Origin of the sequence: Pseudomonas sp. HMSC076A11 (assembly GCF_001810205.1) — a bacterium.
In the GTDB taxonomy this organism is placed as follows: Bacteria; Pseudomonadota; Gammaproteobacteria; order Pseudomonadales; family Pseudomonadaceae; genus Pseudomonas; species Pseudomonas aeruginosa.
In genome coordinates this window covers 1-19524 of the sequence record NZ_KV800311.1, presented here as the reverse complement: position 1 = coordinate 19524, position 19524 = coordinate 1, and the positions used below count along the sequence as shown (strand labels likewise).

At 67.0% G+C, this 19524-nt stretch carries 17 protein-coding genes and 1 pseudogene; 4 read left to right on the top strand and 14 right to left on the bottom strand.

The features are described from left to right. Positions 1 to 351: 351 nt before the first annotated feature. From HMPREF2716_RS16670 to HMPREF2716_RS16630, 9 genes are all read right to left on the bottom strand, one after another. Positions 352 to 1431: a type II secretion system minor pseudopilin gene (locus HMPREF2716_RS16670; protein WP_003097718.1), complete on the bottom strand. Its 1080-nt coding sequence runs from the start codon at positions 1429 to 1431 to the stop codon at positions 352 to 354. Then, the gene (locus HMPREF2716_RS16665; protein ID WP_003097720.1) at positions 1421 to 2011 is read right to left on the bottom strand and encodes a PulJ/GspJ family protein; all 591 of its coding nucleotides are present in this window, start codon (positions 2009 to 2011) and stop codon (positions 1421 to 1423) included. The genes HMPREF2716_RS16670 and HMPREF2716_RS16665 overlap by 11 nt, the downstream gene beginning before the upstream one ends. After that, positions 2008 to 2433 (bottom strand): PulJ/GspJ family protein, encoded by a 426-nt coding sequence (locus HMPREF2716_RS16660; protein ID WP_003116709.1) that lies wholly within the window; start codon positions 2431 to 2433, stop codon positions 2008 to 2010. Before HMPREF2716_RS16660 ends, HMPREF2716_RS16665 begins: the two co-directional genes overlap by 4 nt. Then, positions 2433 to 2843 carry a prepilin-type N-terminal cleavage/methylation domain-containing protein gene (locus tag HMPREF2716_RS16655; protein ID WP_003097723.1) on the bottom strand — a complete coding sequence of 137 codons (411 nt, stop codon included), beginning with the start codon at positions 2841 to 2843 and terminating at the stop codon, positions 2433 to 2435. The genes HMPREF2716_RS16660 and HMPREF2716_RS16655 overlap by 1 nt, the downstream gene beginning before the upstream one ends. Beyond that, on the bottom strand, positions 2812 to 3246 hold the full coding sequence (gspG, locus tag HMPREF2716_RS16650; RefSeq protein ID WP_003110089.1) for a type II secretion system major pseudopilin GspG: 435 nt from the start codon (positions 3244 to 3246) through the stop codon (positions 2812 to 2814). The genes HMPREF2716_RS16655 and gspG overlap by 32 nt, the downstream gene beginning before the upstream one ends. A gap of 53 nt (positions 3247 to 3299) precedes the next feature. Next, positions 3300 to 4487 carry a type II secretion system F family protein gene (locus tag HMPREF2716_RS16645; protein WP_003097729.1) on the bottom strand — a complete coding sequence of 396 codons (1188 nt, stop codon included), beginning with the start codon at positions 4485 to 4487 and terminating at the stop codon, positions 3300 to 3302. Positions 4488 to 4491: 4 nt separating this feature from the next. Continuing rightward, positions 4492 to 6219, bottom strand: a complete 1728-nt coding sequence (locus tag HMPREF2716_RS16640) for a GspE/PulE family protein (RefSeq protein ID WP_023517729.1) — start codon at positions 6217 to 6219, stop codon at positions 4492 to 4494. Beyond that, on the bottom strand, positions 6209 to 7012 hold the full coding sequence (locus HMPREF2716_RS16635; RefSeq protein WP_003097732.1) for an ABC transporter permease: 804 nt from the start codon (positions 7010 to 7012) through the stop codon (positions 6209 to 6211). Before HMPREF2716_RS16635 ends, HMPREF2716_RS16640 begins: the two co-directional genes overlap by 11 nt. 447 nt (positions 7013 to 7459) lie before the next feature. After that, the gene (locus HMPREF2716_RS16630; protein ID WP_023094659.1) at positions 7460 to 8422 is read right to left on the bottom strand and encodes a GlxA family transcriptional regulator; all 963 of its coding nucleotides are present in this window, start codon (positions 8420 to 8422) and stop codon (positions 7460 to 7462) included. A gap of 177 nt (positions 8423 to 8599) precedes the next feature. On the opposite strand from HMPREF2716_RS16630, the gene HMPREF2716_RS16625 reads away from it, so the two are divergent. After that, a complete protein-coding gene (locus tag HMPREF2716_RS16625; protein WP_022579960.1) occupies positions 8600 to 9391 on the top strand; it encodes an alpha/beta fold hydrolase in 792 nt (263 codons plus the stop codon). A gap of 23 nt (positions 9392 to 9414) precedes the next feature. On the opposite strand, the gene HMPREF2716_RS16620 is transcribed toward HMPREF2716_RS16625, so the two are convergent. Beyond that, a complete protein-coding gene (locus HMPREF2716_RS16620; protein ID WP_003110095.1) occupies positions 9415 to 10167 on the bottom strand; it encodes a class I SAM-dependent methyltransferase in 753 nt (250 codons plus the stop codon). 225 nt (positions 10168 to 10392) lie between these two features. Here HMPREF2716_RS16620 and HMPREF2716_RS16615 point away from each other — a divergent pair, with 225 nt between their 5' ends. The 3 genes from HMPREF2716_RS16615 to HMPREF2716_RS16605 all read left to right on the top strand — a co-directional run bounded on the left by HMPREF2716_RS16615 (position 10393) and on the right by HMPREF2716_RS16605 (position 13743). Then, on the top strand, positions 10393 to 11367 hold the full coding sequence (locus HMPREF2716_RS16615) for a quinone oxidoreductase family protein (RefSeq protein WP_023517731.1): 975 nt from the start codon (positions 10393 to 10395) through the stop codon (positions 11365 to 11367). 22 nt (positions 11368 to 11389) lie between these two features. Continuing rightward, positions 11390 to 12319, top strand: a complete 930-nt coding sequence (locus tag HMPREF2716_RS16610; protein ID WP_023517732.1) for a LysR family transcriptional regulator — start codon at positions 11390 to 11392, stop codon at positions 12317 to 12319. A 182-nt stretch (positions 12320 to 12501) separates the two neighbouring features. Continuing rightward, complete coding sequence (locus tag HMPREF2716_RS16605; RefSeq protein ID WP_003113399.1) at positions 12502 to 13743, top strand: dienelactone hydrolase family protein; 1242 nt, start codon at positions 12502 to 12504, stop codon at positions 13741 to 13743. A 7-nt stretch (positions 13744 to 13750) separates the two neighbouring features. On the opposite strand, the gene HMPREF2716_RS16600 is transcribed toward HMPREF2716_RS16605, so the two are convergent. The 4 genes and pseudogenes from HMPREF2716_RS16600 to HMPREF2716_RS16585 form a co-directional block, all read right to left on the bottom strand. Further along, the gene (locus HMPREF2716_RS16600; protein WP_003090528.1) at positions 13751 to 14713 is read right to left on the bottom strand and encodes a threo-3-hydroxy-L-aspartate ammonia-lyase; all 963 of its coding nucleotides are present in this window, start codon (positions 14711 to 14713) and stop codon (positions 13751 to 13753) included. A gap of 162 nt (positions 14714 to 14875) precedes the next feature. Beyond that, on the bottom strand, positions 14876 to 15067 hold the full coding sequence (locus HMPREF2716_RS16595) for a hypothetical protein (protein ID WP_003090543.1): 192 nt from the start codon (positions 15065 to 15067) through the stop codon (positions 14876 to 14878). Further along, positions 15064 to 19017, bottom strand: coding sequence for a type VI secretion system effector Tse5 (gene tse5 / locus HMPREF2716_RS16590; protein ID WP_070621962.1), 3954 nt, complete (start codon positions 19015 to 19017; stop codon positions 15064 to 15066). Before tse5 ends, HMPREF2716_RS16595 begins: the two co-directional genes overlap by 4 nt. Positions 19018 to 19066: 49 nt before the next feature. After that, a pseudogene (locus HMPREF2716_RS16585) lies at positions 19067 to 19524 on the bottom strand (type VI secretion system tip protein VgrG); the annotation flags it as partial.

Below are 19524 nucleotides of genomic sequence, written 5' to 3'. Positions count from 1 at the left end.
GTCTCGCCTTCCGCGATCGACCGAGGGGGAGCCTGCAGCAGGGATTCGGGGATACAGCGATAACGCCGAGGTTGGTCGACGCAGTCTTCGGCAACGGCCTCCCGGACCTCCTCATCCCAGAACCAGACCAGAGCATGGCCACCCCGCCAGGCTACGTAATGGCCCGCGCGGCGAAAAGGCGCCAGGGCGGCAAGCTTCAACGCCAGTGCCTGATACCGGTCAGAGCGCGGCACATGATTGAGATCGAGACAGCGATAGACACACCACGCCCGATCCACGATCCACTGCGCTGGGGCGCGCCGCGCCAACCCTGTACCTCTACGTACCCACTCAAGCTGCGCCCGGCCATCCTTACCACGGCCTTGCCACAAGCGGGGCGGCAAGAACCCCGGGGGCGATATCGGGATGCAGCGGAGGATTCGAGTAGCGATCATTTATCTTCACGGACCTCTTCGAGAGAAGCTGCCAGGGTGGCAGCAGGCGGTGCTCTGAGTTGAAGCGGACCTCGTATTCCGTCCCCTGCTCGGCTCCTGGCGGGTAGAGCCGAATCGACAGGACCGGACTGGCCAGGCGCGCCCATCCATCCTCGGGAACCAGCCTCGCATGACCCCCGAGGATGTCATGCAGGTCCGACATCCGGGTGAACGGACGCTGCCAGCGGGCTTGCAGCAGTCGGCCGACAGCGTCCTCCGGTAGTCCCCAGGCAAGAGACAGGATTCGGGCATCCGCGGTGTTGATGTTCAGCGCCGCCTCGTCCGCCGCAACCAGATCGCGCCAACCGGCGTCGAGCAAATGCGCTTCCCAGGGGCGCCAGGCCTCCAGCCGGAAGACTTCCATCACCGAGCGCAACGGACGGCGCCGGGCCTGGCCCGGAGAGGACCTGTCGCTGGCTTGCGCGGCACTACCCAGTCGTGGAGCGGCGCCGGGATAGAGATAGCTGAACCATTGGGCGACCATGACCTGCACCTGCTCGGCGGGAACCCCCAACCCCGCCAGCAGCCTGGACAGTACCCGCGGATCGATGCCGGAAAGACTGAGGCGCGCAGAGCGATCGAGCAGCGCAACGCACCAGCCATTGGCCATGCAGAACTCCCGGCCATCCAGAGGCAGCTCCCCGCCAATGGGCAGGATCGAAGTGTCCATGTCCACCTTGCTCGGCGCGGCGCCAGCATTTCCCGGTACGCTCAGGCCCGCGACGGTATAGCGCTGGGTAGCCACCAGCCATTGGACCCGCGCCAGCAAGGCATGCTCCTCCAGCTCACGAAGCAGCACCTTGCGCCGGTTTTCCGTGGCATCCAGCGAGCGCCCGACCCAGAGTACAGCGGCACTGGCCAGCAGGGTCATGATGGCCAGGAACCAGACCACTCCGACCAGAACGAAGCCAGACGAGCGGGCAGACGCCGCATGTCGGCGTGCGCCATCAGAAATCATGTTCGGCGGGCCTCGCTCTGGGCAGTGCGACCGCGACAAGGACAAACAGACGCTCCTCGGGAGCCGCCAGTGCCATCGCCTCGGGAAGGGTATCGGCCAGTTGCGCGCTCGGCGGCCAGTCCCGGTGCCACTGGCCGTGACCGTCCAGATAGCGGAAGCGAGCTTCGCCGCGCAGATGCAGGAGGGGCCAGCGACTGTCCTCCAGCCTTCGCACATAGATCAACTCGGTCCGGTCCTCTCCTGCCCGCCGCTCAAGCCGGAAGGCCAAGGGCGTCGGGATGCCCGCACGGCGATCCAGGGCCGCGGCAGACATGGCCTCGAAACTGAGTTCGTCCCCTCGCAGACGCCAGCGGACCTCGCCAGCCTCGGGAGCGACCAGGTTCTCCACCGCATCACGGAACCAATCGAAGGTCAGCGCCCGGACCTGTCCGCGCCCCAGGCTCTGGTGCAAGGACTGGTTGGCCTTGCTGGCATAGCTCAACCCTTGCATGAGCAACGTGCCGATGAAGGAAACGACCAGCAGCACCACGATCATCTCGAGCAGGGTGAATGCACCCTGTTTTCGTCGCGAGCGGATCATGGTCCATCACCCAGTCGCGCTGGGATGACCACGTACCCGGGAAGCTCCAGTTGCAGCGTCTGCGGCGTTCCATCGCCGGCCCGGATGCTGGCGACGACCCTGAACAAGGTCACGTCGTAGATGCCCGGACTGCCGCTATGGCGGCCCACCGCCGCTTTCGACGCGGACAGCGGCGAACTTCGCCACTCCAGCCGGTAATGCCCCAGCCGGGCCCTGCCTGCGGGTTCGAGCGCAGGGTTCATGCGCTCCAGATAGGCCATCGCCACCCGGGCCGTCTCGATGCGCAGCTCGGCCGCCTCGACCCGCTGCATGCTCCGAAAGGCACTGTTGAGCCAGGCGAATAGCGCACCGCCGACCACTGCCAGGAGCGTCAGCGCAACCACCGCCTCCAGGAGCGTGAAGCCTTCCTGCCGCGCCGGCATCAGCGGATCGTCCCGGGCGCGCAGAGGGGTGGCTGAAGCAGCAGCGTATGTGTCGCGCGCCCATGATGGACCTGCAACTTTCCGCCCAGGCAAACTCCGTTTGCCATGTAACGTATCGGCGGCCGAGCAGTAACCGTCCAGCCATCGGGCAGTCGCAGCAACTGCTCGGGAACCGCCCCGCTCTCACCAATGAGCAGCTCCCGCCCATCGCTGCGCACGCGATAGCCCAAGGTCTGCAATTGATTGAACAGATCGTCCAGCGCGGTCCTGCGCGCCCAGGTCTCCTGCATCCTCACCAGGCCGGGCAACGCCACCGCAGCAATGGCCCCGACGATCACCAGCACCACCAGCAGTTCGAGCAAGGTGAACGCGGCCTGGTCAACGTTTGGGCGCGTAACCGACATCGGCATCCAGGCCTTTCCCACCGGGCTGCCCATCCGCGCCCTGGCTGTAGAGAGTGAAGGGTTGTTCGGCACTCGGCCTGTCGCTGTACAGGTAAGGCCGGTTCCAGGGGTCCAGCGGTACGCCGCCCTCGAGGTAGGGCCCGTGCCAGAAGGCCCCGAGACGTTCATCGGAAGGCGGCGTGTTGAGTAGCGCCAGGCCTTCTTCTTCGGTCGGCAGCCGGCCGATGTCCAGGCGCATGGTGAGCAACGCGCCCTTGAGCATCTTCACCTGGGTATCCGCCGTCTGCGCCTTCGCCTTGTCGGCCTGATTGAACAGTCGCGGCCCGACGAGCCCCATCAGCATGCCGATAATCACCAACACCACAATCATCTCGAGCAGGGTGAAGCCCTGTTGTGCAGCTCTGTTCATACGGTTTCCACTTCACGTCTCATCCAACTAGCCGCGGCATCGATACCCGGCATTCAAAGCACCATGTCGTTGGCGCTGGTAATCGCCAGTACCACGCCGGTAATGATCAGGCCGAACACAGAGCCGATCAGCAGGATCGCCAAAGGCTCGATCAGTACCAGGGCCTTTTTCATTCGCGCCTGCCCGGCCTCTCCATAGAGCGTCGCCAGGCTCTGCAGCATCTCCGCGAGCTGCCCGGAGGCCTCTCCAACCCGCACCAGGCTCGAACCGATGGACGTGACCGCCTGGCGCTCCTCCAACGCTGCCGACAAGGCGATGCCGGCCCGCACATCCTGGGTGACTCGCTCCAGGGTCCGGCGCTGCCGGGCAATGCGGACGCCAGCGGCGGAAAGCAGCAGGGCCTCCACCAGCGGCACACGATTTCCCAGCAGGGTTCCAAGCACCTTCGACCATTGCGCTATTTCCGCCTGCATCAACCATTCCCCGACTACGGGCAGGCGCACCAACTGGTCGAGCGCATGGGCGCGGAGCGCCGGATTGCGCAGCGCCACGGCGATGCCGCCAGCAAGCAGCAGGACGGCGAACGCCAGCAAGCCGGAACTCTCGTTGCTCCATACCCCGATGCTCAGCACTGCCCAGGCAAGCCACGGGAGCTGGGCAGTCTCGTTCAGGAGATTGGCGAATTTCGGAACGACGAAGACGAACAGGGTCGCCACGGCGAGCACCCCGCTGAGCACCAGAATCGCAGGGTAGATCAGCGCCCCTTGCAACTCGGCGCGGGTTCGCCGTTCGTATTCCATCTGCGTGGCACAGTCCCTCAAGGCTCCTGCGAGGTTTCCGGTCATCTCGCCGGCCGCCACCAGTTGATATACATAGCGCGGCAAGTCGAGGCCGGCGCTCTCCAGCACCACGGGAAAGGATTGCCCCTGGCGCAGACCATTGGCCATCGCCTGCAGGGCGGTAATCAACTTCGGGTGGCGCGCGCCTCGCTCCTGAGCCTCCACCGCGTCGGCCATGCTCACTCCCGCCGCGAGCATGGTGGCCAGCTCGTGGATGGCCATGTTCAATTCCTCGGCCTTGAGCCGACGTCGCGAGCCCAGGTTGCGGCGTTTCACCTCCAGGCTGAGCGGGGTGAGCCCCTGGCGCTGCAACTGCCGCAGCGCATCCTGGCGCGTGGGGAGGCAGAGTTCGCCACGAACGCGCCTGCCCTTGCGATCGACGGCCTGGTAGATGAAATTCATGGGCTTAGCCGCTGGTCACGCGATGCACCTCGTCAAGACTGGTCATACCCAACCAGGCCTTGATCAAGCCATCTTCACGCAGATTGCGCTGTCCCTGGCTGGCGGCAAGCCGATGCATCTGTTCGAGGGAAGCTCTCTGCACGATCAGGTCGCGCATCTCGGAAGACAGATCGACGAGTTCGTAGATGCCCACACGGCCGCTGTAGCCGGTACCTTCGCAGCGGCCGCAGCCTCGCGCCACGCGCCATTGCGCTGCCTGCCCCGGGAACAGCCGCGCGGTGGCCGCCTGGGTCGCTGCCAGATCGGCCGCAGCAAGGGTTGGCTCGTAAGGTTCCGCGCAGTGGGCGCACAACCTGCGCACCAGTCGCTGGGCCTGGACACCGCGCACCGGCGAAGCCACCAGGAAGGGTTCCACGCCCATGTCGATCAAACGCGTGAAGGCGCTCACCGCATCGTTGGTATGCAGGGTCGAAAGCACCAGGTGACCGGTGAGCGAGGACTGTACGGCGATCTCCGCCGTCTCCAGGTCGCGTATCTCCCCGATCATGATCACATCGGGATCCTGCCGCAGGATCGAGCGCAAGGCGGCAGCGAAGGTCAGGCCGATGTCGGCATGGACCTGGACCTGGGTGATATTGGGCACCTGGTATTCCACGGGATCTTCCACGCTGATGAGCTTGCGCACGCCATCATTGATTTCCTCCAGCGCGCCATAGAGCGTGGTGGACTTGCCCGATCCGGTGGGGCCGGTCACCAGGATGATGCCGTGGGGTTCCGCTACCCATGCACGCATCCTCCGCAAGTGGTCCGGGAGCATCCCGAGCCGGTCCAGGCGCAACCCCTCGCGCTCCTTCGGCAACAGGCGCATGACCACCGATTCGCCATGCACCCCTGGCAAGGTGGAGACCCGCACGTCGAGCTCCGTACCGCTGACCCGGATGCTCATGCGTCCATCCTGCGGCAACCGTCGCTCCGCGATGTCGATGGCGGAGATCAGCTTGATCCGCGAGACGACCGCCGCGAATCGCTCGCGGGGAAGGCTCAGTTGGTCGTGCAGGACGCCGTCGACGCGGAAGCGGATACGGAAGTCGAACTCCCGGGGTTCGATGTGAATATCCGAAGAACGCTTTTCCATGGCCTGGCTCATCACGTTGTTGACGAGTTCGACTACCGGCGCCTCCTCCGCCAACTCCCGCAGGTAACGGATGTCTTCGCTGCCGTAGGCGTGCCGATCCGCACCTTGCCGGGCCAGGTCCAGGGAGTGCTCCAACCAGCCGTCCAGATCCTGGGAGCGGCACAGCACTGCTTGAATCGAGCGCTCCGGATAGAAATAGCCCAGGGTTTCGCGTATCGAAGGAGATAACGGATCACGCGCCGCGAACAGCAGTTGCTCGCCCTCCTCCCAGACCACCAGTTGCTCTTCGACGAACCAGTCGGTATTGATCGGGGTACTGAGCAGGAATGCGGCGATGGACTCTTCGCTCGGCTTCCGCAGGTCGTCCCCCACCAGCGGCAACCGCAGTTGCTCCGCCAGCACCTGCATGAGGGTATTTTCCGAGATGGCTCCGGAACGCACGAGAATGCCTCCCAGACGGCCGCCAAGCCGGCGTTGCAGGTCGAGCGCCCGCTCGAGTTCCTGGCCGCTCACCAACCCGCGTTCGAGCAAACGCTGCCCCAGCGGTATCCACTCGGCCGTCATCTGCAGGCCCGGGGAAACGGCCTCAGAGGACATCTGCAAAACCTTCCTGAACCCGACGGAACCAGAGGAAGCCCGATGAACAGACCAGCAGAGACGCAACGCAATAAACGCTGAAGACCCCAAGGGTCGGATAGGGAGCATCGAAAAGGATCGCCCTGACCATTTCTACCGGGATCGTCAGCGGATTGAGGTACAGGTAGGGCTGCATTACCGGTGGCAAGGAAGACAGCGGATAGAACACCGGGCTGATGAATAGCAGAAGCACCAGGAGAAACTGGACGAACTGCCCTATGTCGCGAACATAGACCCCGAGCCCCGCGAGGAACCACGCCAGCCCCGTCACGCAGAGCAGGAAGGGGAGCAGGGCAAGCGGTAGCAGAACCAGTTGCCAGCCTGGCTCGACGCCGCTGAAGAGAAGAAAGATACAGAGCACCAGGTAGCCGAGCATGGCGTTGAAGAAAGCGGCCAGCAGCGGTGTGAGGGGGAGTATCTCCAGGGGAAAAACCAGCTTCTTCACGTAGTTGGCGTTGGCCTGGATGATAGTCGGGGCCCTGGACAGGCTTTCAGCGAGGATCCCGTTCAGCAGGAGTCCGGAAAACAGGGTCAAGGCGAAGGAAAGCGTGCTCTGGCTTCCACCCCAGCGCGACTTCAGCACAAAGCCGAAGACAAACGTATAGATCAGCAAGAGCAGGAACGGCGAGACGATGATCCAGATGCGGCCCAACATGGCGTCGCGATAACGCAGTTCGACCTCGCGCCGGGTCATGACCAGCAGGAGCCTGATGCGACTGGCGAGACTGGCCGGTACCAAGAGGGAACCACTCACAAAAAAACTCTCCACGGCGAAGAAGAACAGAACCCGCTAACCATGAAGGATCGAAGCGAGCAGGGCCATCAGCCCCCACTACTTCTGGCGTAAGGTTTTTCTGATTCGATAAGAGCCTTCAACAGGCAGAAACACCTTGGCACTCCCGCCAGCTTGAACGCCCCTCATCTGCGTACCCGCAGGAGAACGCCCGGACAATCCGGGCAAGGGGCAACGACTCTCACCGATAAGATCCGATCATCATCCTGGGAAGTGCACCCTCGATATCCAGCAACCGGCGCAATGAAACCGGGCGAAGACAAGACCCATCTTCGATGCAGTGCGTTTTCCACACGACGCGCGAAACCTGCAACGAAAGTGGATGCATCGCAAGTCACCTGCCCGCCGAACCGAGATAGCGAACCTGCCATGCGTTTGCTCGGTGGCCGTATCCCGTTTATATCGACCTCAACGCTCCGGCCCGCGCACCCGGCCCCGCCAATGCGACGGGGTGTCGCCCGCCTCTTTGCGAAACAGCCTGACGAAGAAGCTGACATTCTCGTAGCCCACCTCGTAGGCAATCTCGCGGATCGACAGCGGGGTGGCCAGCAGCAACTTCTTCGCCCGGTCGACCCGGACCTGTTGCAGGTAACGGATCGGCGAAAGCCCGGTGGCAGCACCGAAGCGACGTTTCAGGGTACGCAGCGCAAGGCCGGCCTGGGCGGCCATACGCTCCAAGCCGAGGGGCTCGGCGTGGTTGGCCTCGATCCAGTCCTGCAACGCAAGGATGCTCTCATCGCGATGGTTGCGGCGACCCGGCAGGATCGGACTCAGGCGTTGCGCATCGGCGACCAGCAGGTGGGTGGCGCAGAGCTGCGAGAAGCGGTCGCCTCGCTCCCGAGCGATGATTTCCAGCAAGGCATCGAAGCAGCCGCCCAGGGAGCCGGTGGTATAGAGTCCGTCGGCCTGCAGGTACGAACGCTGGCCGATGAAGCGGCATTGCGGATAGCGCCTGGCCAACTGCCGAACGTAGGCCCAGTGGCTGGCCAGCAGGAGACCGTCGGCGCGCCGGCTGGCGGCCAGCCAGGCGGCCCCGGTGGTGAGGGCGAGGACCCGGGCACCGGCGTCGATCCGCTGCGCGATCCAGGCCAGGCTCGCCGCATCCGGTACGAAGCCGGCCAGCCGCGCTCCCTCGATGGCGGGAATCACCAGCAGGTCGCAGTCCGCGTCGATCTCCAGGATCGCGTCCGCTCGCAGCGAATGGCCGCTGGCGACCGTCACCTCGCGGGCCGATGCAAGGATGCGCACTCGAAAGGATGGCTCCAGGCCGATATGCGCCTCCAACAGGGAGACGATGCGGAAAAAGTCCGCCACGGCGAACACCCCCATCCCCCAGCAACCATCGTAGGCTAGCACCGCAACTTCTTTCACCGCCCCTCCTGGCCCGATCGGACTATCGAAGAGCCCTTTCGAGGATCGTTTCCTGCGAAGAGCCTACATAGTATCGACAAGCCTCCCGTCACCCTAGCGACGGATAAGGCCGGCCCATGCCGACCAATCGGCCTATTGCGCCAGTCAACCACCCGAGACTCGAGAAGGAAGCCGTCCATGTCCCCCATAGAAAGCCGCGAATACCGGATCGACACGCCCCGCGGGCAGCTCTTCGCCAAACGCTGGACGCCCGCCGCAGCCGGCTCCGCGCTGCCGATCGTGCTGCTGCACGAGTCGCTGGGCTGCGTGGCGTTGTGGCGGGACTTCCCGGAACGGCTGGCAGCCGCCAGCAGACGTCCGGTGGTCGCCTATGACCGGCTTGGCTTCGGCCTCTCGCCTGCCCACCCCGATGCCCTGCCCCTGGACTTCATCGAAGACGAAGCGCGCCGGGACTTTCCCGTCGTCCTGCGACAACTAGGGATCGAACGCTTCATCGCCTTCGGCCACAGCGTTGGCGGCTCGATGGCGGTGGCCTGTGCGGCGGCGTGGCCGCAGGCCTGTCAAGCGCTGGTGGTCGAAGCGGCGCTGACCTTCGTCGAGCCCCTCACCCTCGACGGCATCCGCGCCGCCGACCGCGTCTTCGCCCGCGACGGACAGTTGCAACGCCTGGAACGCTACCACGGCGAAAAGGCACGCTGGGTATTACGCAGCTGGGTGGACACCTGGCTTTCCGAAGACTTCGCCGACTGGAACCTGGACGCCGACCTGGCGCGGGTGCGCTGCCCGATCCTGAGCCTGCATGGCGAACTCGACGAGTATGGCTCGCAACGACATCCGCAACGCCTCGCCCGCCTTGCCGGCGGTCCGGCAACGTTGCGACCGCTACCGGGTTGCGGCCACGTTCCCCATCGCCAGCAGCCAGAAGCGGTGCTGGACGCGGTGGTCACGTTCCTCCGCGGTCATGACTGAAGACTCGAAGCGCTTTCGATAGCTCAGCGGATCACCCCGGCGCGCACCGTCAGCGGCCAACTGACCCGATAGCGCGTCTGCGGGTCGCCCCAGGCTTCGCGCAGCTCATCGACGAACGCGGCGCCCGGATCCTGGCCAAGGGCCTTGCCGGCTTCCTTCACCGCCGACCAGGTACCGACATAGCCCAGCAGTTCGTCCAGGGTCCAGGCCACCTCGATGGCCAGGTCCGGCAGGCGGCGCTCCTCGAAGGGGAACGGCAGATTGCGGTAGCCCTCCTCCACGTGGCGCCGCTCGGCAGGCCAGTAGGGGCCGACGACCTGGTGGTAGAAGTGCTGGACCAGCGGTTCCATGGGGCCGTCGACATGCAATACGCCATAGGTAACCAGGGCCAGAATGGCGTCCGCACGGGCCACACGCCGGACTTCCTCGTAGAAGCGCGGCAGGTCCAGCCAGTGGGCGGCCTGGGCGACCGTCACCAGGTCGGCGCTGGCCGCCGCCAGCCCGCTGTCCTCGGCCAGGGCCACGCGATACTCGACCCGCTCGCGCGCCTGCGCCTTGTCGATCTGCGCGGCGCTGGCGTCGGTACCGACCACCCGTTCGAAACGCTCGGCCAACAGCACCGTGAGCTGTCCGGTGCCGCAGCCGCAGTCCAGGGCCAGGCGGGTGCCGGGGCAGAGCGCGGCCAGCTCGTCGACCAACCGCGCCGGGTAGGTCGGACGATGTGCGGCGTAGTTCGCCGAACCGGTGGAGAAATGATCCTTGAAAGGTGCCGTCATGGGAATCCCCCGAAATGATCCCGGCGACCACAGGGACCATGGCCGTCCAGGCTGCCGCCTTACACTAGGCGAATCCTGTCGATACGGAAACACGACTTTCGGTCACCTTGGAGCACCGTCTCACTACTGCATGCGGTGCAGCAATCAACTGCAAAGAACCTACCTGGTCATCCCCGGATGCTTCATTAGACTGCCGGAACGACGAACGCAGCCAAGGAGACCGCCATGCCCAGTCGCATCACCCTCAACGCAAACGGAGGCCCCGAGGTCCTGCGCCTGGAGCAAGTCCAGGCGCAGCAACCGGGCCCCGGCGAGGTCTGGCTGGAGCAGGCCGCCATCGGCGTCAATCCGCTGGACCTCGGCCAGCGCTCGGGAGCGGCACCGATTCCGCTGCCGTCCGGCCTCGGCCTGGAAGGCGCCGGGGTGGTCGCCGCGCTGGGTCCGGGAGTCTCCGGACTGGCGCCGGGCGACCGCGTCGCCTATGCCACCGGCCCGCTGGGCGCCTATGCCAGCGCCCGGCTCTACCCCGCCGAGCGCTTGCTGAAGCTGCCCGACACACTCGCTTTCGAGGACGCGGCGGCGCTGCTGTTCAAGGGCATCACCGCGCACTACCTGCTGCACGCCACCTACCCCGTCGGGCCCGGCACACGCATCCTGCTGTACGGCGCGGCGGGCGCCGTCGGCCAGTTGATGGCGGCCTGGGCCCGGCACCTGGGCGCCTGGGTGATCGGCGTGGTGTCGAAGGCGGAAAGCGTCGAGCGGGCCAGGGCTGCCGGCTGCGACGAGGTGCTGGTGTTCGACGCGGCCAGTCTCGCCGCCCAGGTCACCGAGCTGACCGCCGGGCGCAAGGTCGATGTGGTCTATGACCCCATCGGTCGCGCTACCTTCGAGGCGTCCCTGGACAGCTTGCGTCCGCGCGGCCTGCTGGTGTCCTTCGGCGCTACCTCCGGCGTGCCGCCAGCCGTCGAAGTCGCCACCCTCAACGCCAAGGGTTCGCTGTTCCTCACCCGTCCCTCGCTCGCCGCCCACACCGCCAACCCGGAGGAATACCGGCTACGCGCGCAGGCTGTGCTGCGCGCCCATGCAGACGGTGTCATCCAGCCCCGGGTCTGGCGGCGCTACCCGCTGGCCGAGGCGGCCGTGGCGCATACCGATCTGCTGGAGGGACGCTCGCAAGGCGCGCTGGTACTCTTGCCCTGACCCACCCGCAAGAGGCGCATGCATGCAACCGTTCGACAGCCGGCAGGCCGATGAAGTCTCCACGCTCCTGGCCCTGGCCGAGCACGGTTCGTTCGCCGCCGCCGGCCGCGCCCTGCAACGCCATCCCTCGGTGCTCTCGAAGCGGCTCGGCGCACTGGAGCGTCGCCTCGGCATCCGCCTGGTCGAACGCACCACCCGGCAACTGCGCTTCACCGATGAAGGCGAGCGCCTGGCGAGCCGCTTCCGCCAGGCCGTCGACCTGCTCGACGAGGCCGAGCACGAAGCCAGCCTGGGCGCCGCGCAACTGCGCGGACGCCTGCGCATCGCCCTGCCGTCGGCGATGGGCCGGCTCTGGCTCGGTCCGCTGCTGGCGGAGTTCGCCCTGGCGCATCCGCAGGTGGTGCTGGAAACCGACTATTCGGAGCGCTTCGTCGACATCATCGCGGAAGGCTTCGACCTCGCGATCCGGGTCGGCGAACTGGCCGACAGCCGCCTGGTGGCCAGGCGGCTGTGCGCCCATCGGCGCATCCTCGGTGCCGCTCCCGACTACCTGGAGCGGCATGGGGTACCGCGTATCCCGGCCGACCTGGCGGCACACAATTGCCTCGGCTTCAGCGGACTGCACTCGTACCCGGAGTGGAAGCTGACCCGCCAGGACGAACAGCAGCCCGTGCGGGTACGCGGCTCGATGGTCAGCAACGACAACGAGGCCCTGCTCTGCGCCGCACGCCAGGGCCTGGGCATCTTCGCCGCCGGCGAGTGGCTGATGAGCCGCGACCTCGAAGCCGGCAGGCTGGTACGGGTGCTGCCGGAGTGGCAACTGGATGCCGACGCCGGCGTCTACCTGGTGCGCCCCTCGGCGCGCTACGCCACGGCGGCGGCCAGCGCGTTCCGCCAATGGGTGGAAGCGCGGTTCGCCGCTGGCCCGCCCTGGCAGCGCCAGCGGGCCTGAGCGGTATCCGCGAGCGGCTCGCCGAGGAGCGCGCCGCCTCCCGCCCCTCGCTCCCGGACAATCCGGATACCCTCCCGCCAGCATGCGGATAGCCAATGACCCGCCGACCGGTTCCTACTAGGCTGGTTCGCTTCGCTTTCCCGTTTTCCCACTCCAACAACAACCTGATGAGGAATCCAGGCATGGGACAGTACGTCAGCATCGCCGCGTCCGACGGCAGCGGCCGGTTCGACGCGTATCTCGCGCTCCCCGCCAGCGGCAAGGGGCCGGGCGTGGTGATCGGTCAGGAAATCTTCGGCGTCAACGCGAACATGCGCGCGGTGGCCGACCTGTACGCCGAAGAGGGCTACGTGGCCCTGGTCCCCGACCTGTTCTGGCGGCTGCAGCCGGGCGTCGACCTGGGCTACGACGAAGCGGCCTTCGCCAAGGCCATCGAGCTGTTCCAGCGCATCGACCTGGACGCCGCGGTGGACGACATCGCCGCCTGTATCGAGCACCTGCGCCAACGCGAGGAGGTGGTCCACGCCGGGATCGGCTTCGTCGGCTTCTGCATGGGCGGCAAGCTGGCCTACCTCGCCGCGACGCGCACCGACGTCTCCTGCTCGGTGGGCTACTACGGCATGGGCATCGAGGCGCTGCTCGACGAGGCGAAACAGATCAAGGGCCGGCTGGTGCTGCATTTCGCCGAACAGGACGCCTACTGCCCGCAGCAGGCCCGCGACGCGATCCTGCCCTGCCTGCGCAACCTGCCCAAGACCGAGTTGTACCTCTACCCCGGCGTCGATCACGCCTTCGCCCGCGTCGGCGGCATGCACTTCGACAAACCGGCCTACCTGATGGCTCACGAACGCAGCATCGCCGCCCTGAAGCGGGAGATCGGGCCGAACTTCGACCTCTCCGCGCTGTGGGACGAGCATGTGCGCCACGAGTTCGATACCCGCGACGTCGCCGCGACCATGGCGACCATGGTCGCCGAGCCCTACGTCAACCATGTCCCGACCCTCACCGGCGGCGTCGGCCAGCGCGAACTGAGCCGCTTCTACCGGCATCACTTCATCCACGGCAACCCGCCGGACATGACCCTCACGCCGATTTCGCGGACGGTGGGGGCGCTGCAGGTGGTCGACGAGTTCGTCATGCGCTTCACCCACAGCTGCGAGATCGACTGGCTGCTGCCCGGCGTCCCACCCACCGGGCGCTTCGTGGAAATCCCCATGCTCGGCGTGGTGCGCTTTCGCGGCGACCGCCTGTACCACGAGCACATCTATTGGGACCAGGCCGGCGTGCTGGTGCAGATCGGCCTGCTCGACCCGCAGGGCCTGCCGGTCGCGGGGGTGGAAAGCGCGCGCAAGCTGCTCGACGAAAGCCTGCCGTCGAACCGCCTGATGGCGCGCTGGGCAGCCAGCGAAGGACTCGGCCTCTAGCGGCCGGCTAGCCGCCGAGCAAGGCGCAGAAACGCGCCAGGTCGACGTTACCGCCGCTGAGCAGGATCCCGACCCGCTTGCCGCGCAATTCGTCCTTGCGCTGGCGGGCGGCGGCCAGGCCGAGGCAACCGGTGGGCTCGACCAGCAGCTTCATCCGCGCGGCGAGGAAGCGCATGCCATCCACCAGTTCGGCGTCGCTGGCGGTGAGGATGTCATCGACGTTGCGCTGGATCAGCGGGAAGGTGAGATTGCCCAAATGCTGGGTCTGGGCGCCATCGGCGAGGGTCTGCGGCGTATCGATATGCACGATGGCGCCGCTGCGCAGCGAACGCTGGCCATCGTTGCCGGCCTCCGGCTCCACCCCGTAGATCCGGCAGGCCGGCGCCAGCGCGCGGATCGCCAGGGCGCAGCCGGAGAGCAAGCCGCCGCCGCCGAGGGGCGCGAAGAAGGCGTCCAGCGGACCGACTTCTTCGAACAGTTCCTTGGCCGCGGTGCCCTGCCCGGCCAGCACGTCGGGGTGATCGTAGGGCGGGATCAGGGTCAGGCCATGGCGCTGCGCCAGGTCGCGGCCGATCTGCTCGCGATCTTCCGTATAGCGGTCATAGAGCACTACCTGCCCGCCGTAGCCACGGGTCGCCTCGATCTTCACCGCCGGCGCGTCGGCCGGCATCACGATGGTCGCCGGGATCCCCAGCAAGCGCGCCGAGAGGGCGATGGCCTGGGCGTGGTTGCCGGAGGAGAACGCCACCACCCCGGCGGCACGCTGCTCGGCGGAAAACCGCGACAGCGCGTTGAAGGCGCCGCGGAACTTGAACGCTCCCATGCGCTGCAGGTTTTCGCATTTGAAGAAGACTTCCGCGCCGAGTTCTTCGTCGAGGGTACGCGAGGACATCACCGGCGTGCGGTTGGCATGCCCGGCGATCCGCGCGGCGGCGGCGATCACATCGTCGTAGGTAGGCAGGTCGTGCATGGTCGGTTCCTCGGACCTTGGCAAAGAAGACAGGCAGGTCGCCAGGTTACCAGGCGAACGCCGCCAGCAGCGCCTGCGCGACAGCATCGGCGGCGGAAGACTGGCGGAGCCATTGACGAAGAGGCCCTGCATGGGTCGATGCTCCGCGATGCCGGGTCGGCCTCACTCGTCCAGGTAGCCGTCCCTGATGCCCTTCGAGCGGCGGTAGAGGTAGAGCCCGAGGCGCAGCACGACGAGCACGCCGAAGAACACCCCGACGGTCACCCAGGTGTTGCCGAAGAACCATTCCAGGCAGACGTAGAGCAACGCCAGCGGTATGCAGACGAGGGTCATCAGCAGGTAATGCTTGATCATTGCGGCGGACACTCCTCTTCTTCGTCCTTCAGCGGGCATTTGACGATCTGCTTGCCCGTCTGCCAGGCGGCCTGGGTGGCCACGGCCTTCTTGATGGTATCGGCATGGGCGGCCTTGCGCGCGGCCAGCTTGGCCGCGCGGTTGGCGGTGTTGGCCGCCTGTCCGGAAAGGGTCCTGATCGCCTTGGCGGACTGCACCACGGTCTTGCCGGTGCTGAGCATGCCCGGCGCCACGGTGCCGATGGCCGCCGAGGCGCCGACGTGTTTCCAGTTGATGTCGATGCACTTCCACTTGATATCGGTGAGGTCGCGATCGCTGTCCCAGTTGTCCTTCATCTGCCCCAGCACCTGCTTGCCGGTCTGCATCCCCAGCTCGATGCCGGCGCCCAGCGCCGCTCCGATCGCGGCGCGGGCGGCGAAGGCGCCGATCACCACCAGCGGGATGATCAGGCCGGTGGGATCGTAGGCCAGCGTGGGCGCGTTCAGCGCGTAGGCATAGGGGTTGGGCCCACCGCCCAGGCCGAGCGGATCCTGGCTGGCATAGCGCCCGGCTTCCGGCAGGTAGTAACGGTAGCGGTTGTAGTAGAGGCCGCTTTCCTCGTCGTGGTACTGCCCCTGGAAGCGGATCGGCTGCGCACCCGGCTGTCGTTCCGGCGCCACCGCCCGCCAGTCGTCCGGAACGCCCTGCCAACACAGTTGGCCACGTTCGTCGCTCAGTTGCAGGGGGGTACCGAGGTGATCGGTGTGGAAGAAAGCGATCCGCGCCTCGCCCAGCGCCGGCACGCATTGCGCCGGCAGCGGCTGGCCTTCGGCGGCGAACGCCTGGCGCAGTTGCAGCAGCTCCGGGGGATCGGGCTCGCAGGCCTGCTCCAGGCGCAGCAACGGGACGAAACCGCCCGGTTCGTGAACGGTGGTGCGCAGTTCCCGCGCAAAGGCTTCGGCGCATTGGCGATCGCCGTCCCAGCCGAAGCGCACCTGCTGCTCGACACCGTCGCGCAGCACCACCTTGGCGATCCGTCGCGACAGCGCGTCGTAGCGGTAGCGCGCCTCCAGCCGCGTGCCGTCGGCGTAATCGCGCGTCAGATGGACCAGGCGCTGCGCGCCGTCGTAGGCCAGGCGCAGGCGCTCGCCGTCGGCGCCGATACGCTCGACCAGGTTGCCCAGCGCATCGAAGCGATAGCGGTTGCCGGCGATCCTCTCCACGCGGTTGCCGGCCCAGCGCGCCGGGCCTTCGCCGGCCTGGCTCGCGCGCGCCTCGGAGCGACTGAAACCGGAGCGGTACAGTTCGTTCTCGGCGAATGCCTGGCGAGCGTCCTCGCGCGCGTACTCGCCAACGCCCTCCAGGCGGTTGCCGGCGGCGTCGTAGCGGTAGGTGCTGGCCGCCGCGCCAGCGCGCCGGCTGGCCAGCAGGCGACCGCCGAGGTCGTATTCGTAGCGCACCGACGGATACTGGTTGTCGTCGATGCCGACCAGTTGTCCAAGTCCGTCGTAGCGATAGCCGCGCTGCCAGTCGAAACCGCCGGCCAGACGCAGGCGGCTGCGCTGCAGGCGTCCCAGCGGCGCGTGCTGGCGCTCCTGGGTGAACAACGCGTCATCCTGCCCGTCGCGGCGGGCGTCGCGACGCACCTCGCGGTGCAGGGCATCGCGCTCGAAGGCCAGCTCGACCGCACCGACCAGCGCGCCGTGCAGATGACCCGGGCCATAGGTCAGCCAGGCGACCGGCGGCGCGTCGCCGTAGCGGCTGGTCTGGCGCACGCCTAGCGCGTCGTGGCTGTGCTCGACGCTGTAGACCCAACCGTCGGCATGTACCTGGCTTTCCAGGCGCAGGTTACCGACCTCGTCGTACGTGTAGCGCCCCTCGCAATCCGCCCCGCCGGCGCTGGCCAGGCGGCCGTCGGCCAACCAGCGGTAACGCTCGACCAGGGCCGGTGCGTGCTCGGTGGCGGGAACCCGGATGCTCGCCAGGCGGCCGTCGCGGTCGTAGCCATAGGTGGTCTCGCGACCGTCGGCATCCTCGCGGGCGATCAGTTCGTCAGCGGCGTTGTAGCGATAGCGTTGGCGACGACCGTCGAAGCCGGTCTCTTCCACCAGACGGTCCAGCAGGTCGTAGCGGAACTGCGCCTGGACGCCGTTCTCGTTGGTCAGGGCGACCAGCCTGCCGGCTTCGTCGTGCAGGTAGGACAATTCGCCGCCGCCGGCGTCGGAAACCCGCGCCAGCAGATCGCCGTGCCCCCAGGAAAACAGCGTGGCGTGCCCCTTGGCATCGGCGATACGGGTCTGCCGCCCAAGGGCGTCGTATTCATAGCTCAGGGCGCTGCCGTCGGCCAATTCCAGGCCGATCAGTTGCCCCAGCGGGTCGTAGCGGCGCCGGGTCAGTTGTCCCAGCGGGTCGCTGCTGGCGACCAAACGTCCTTCGTTGTCGTAGTCGTAACGCCAGACCTGGCCGGAACAATCGGTCAACGCGGCCAACAGGCCGAAGCGGTTCCACTCCAGGCGCCGCTCGCCGCCGCGCGGGTCGACGATTCGCGTCGGCCGGTCGGGCAGGCGCGGGTCTTCGTAGGCGTAGCGGGTGCTGCCGGCCGGGCCGCGCACCGTCGTCACATTGCCCCGTTCGTCGCGCTCGAAGGTCCAGCGGCGCTGCATCGCGTCCTCCAGCTCGACCAGCAGCCCGGTCTCTTCGTCGACGCGCTTGCGATAGCGCGCCTTGCCCGGCGACTCCTCCTCGAGCATCCGCCCCTGGCCATCGCGCCGGCGCCGCGTCTCCCGTCCCAGCGGATCGCGCATGGCGACCAGGCGGCCGAACAGGTCGTAGTCGAACTCGCTACGGCTGCCGTCGGCCCTGACCAGCGCGGTCCAGCGCCGCTGCCCACCCTCGCCGGCGAACTCGTAGCGTTCGACGCGGCCGAGGCTGTCGCTGACCTCGGTGGCATCGCGCAGGTAGCGGAAGGTACGGGTCAGGCCGCCCGCCTCGATCTGCTTCACGACCCGCCCGTGCGGAGCATGGACATCCCACTCGTAGCGAACCTCCAGCCCGCCCGGTTCGCCGTGGGCGACCAGCATGTGCTCGCGCCAGGCGAATACCCGGACCACCTGGCCAAGACGGTCGCGCACGGCGATCAGGTCGCCGCTGTCGCTGAACTGGTAGCGCACCAGCCAGTCGAGCCCCGGGCTCTGCGGATCGATGTAGTCCGGAGGCGGTCCGTCGTGGCTGGCCAGGATCACGCCGAACAGACGCAGGCCGTCGTCGCCCTCGCTCGGCTCGCAGGCCTGCTGGTAGACCAGCGCATAGCTGCGCCCGGCGCTGTCGCGCACGCCGGTGAGCAGGCCACGTCCGCTCCAGCGGAACTCGGTGCGGTAGCCGGCGCGGCCGAAGCTGGCCTGCAGGCGCCAGATACCGTCGGGGCAACGCTGGAAATGCAGGTAGCTGTGGCCGGACAGCACCAGCACGGAGCCCTCCTGCGTCTGCAGTTCGGCCGGCACCGCCGCCCAGCGCCCGCGCCAGGCCTGCGCTTCGCCGCCGCTCGAACCGCCGCGGCGCAGCCACAGCTCCTCGCTGCCGGAATAATGCTGCGCGCCGGGAGCCAGCGCAGGAAAGCCGATCCGGCGGCCCTGGGCGTCGACCAGCACGCAGGCGTCTTCGCTCAGTTCCAGGTGCATGCTCTCGCCCGGCAGCCACCAGCCCCGGCCGAGCCGGCCGATACGGGGGTTGCTCGACAGGTAGCCACGGGCGAAGGTGAAGGTGTCCGGCGCCGCCAGGGCGAAATCGACCTCTTCCGGCAGCAGCTTGCTGCCGAGCATCGGGTTGACCGGCTTGCCCACCAACGGCACGCAGGCGGACACCCGGTCGGCCAGGCCGACCGCGCTGCTGCCGACGTGCACGGTGGGCGAGCCGGTGGAGATAACCCCTCCCGAGACTTTCTCGCCGACATGGGAAACCGGTAGGCCGCTCATCTATCCATCCTTCCTTGGGAAAAGCCGCGACAGGACATCCGCCCGCCGCTCAACAGTTGATATCGACATTGGGCGAGAGGATCTCGATCTCCCCCGGCGTCAGGCGGATCGTGCTCTGGCCGCAGCGCAAGAGGATCTCGCGGTCGGCGGTCAGCTCGATGCGCTGGCTGCCGAGGGTGATGCTCCGGCCGTCCAGGGTGATCTTCGAGCCATCGTCGCTGCCGCCCACGCTCACTTCGTAGCTATCGCCCACCGACAAGGTCTTCTTCTTCATCACCTGGGTGCTCTGGTTCAGCCCGACCACGGTGTTCATCATCATGCCGACGTTCAGGCTGTAGCCGAGCCCGACGTTTTCCATGCGCCCCATGCCGACGTTCTGCAACGAGGCCATGAGGATGGTTTCCGTCTTGTTCATGCCGATCCTGACCGTCTCGTTGCGGTCGACCGTCTTGCTGCGGTTGGCATGCACGGTGATGGTCTCGTTGTTGTCCACGGTCTCGGTGCGAT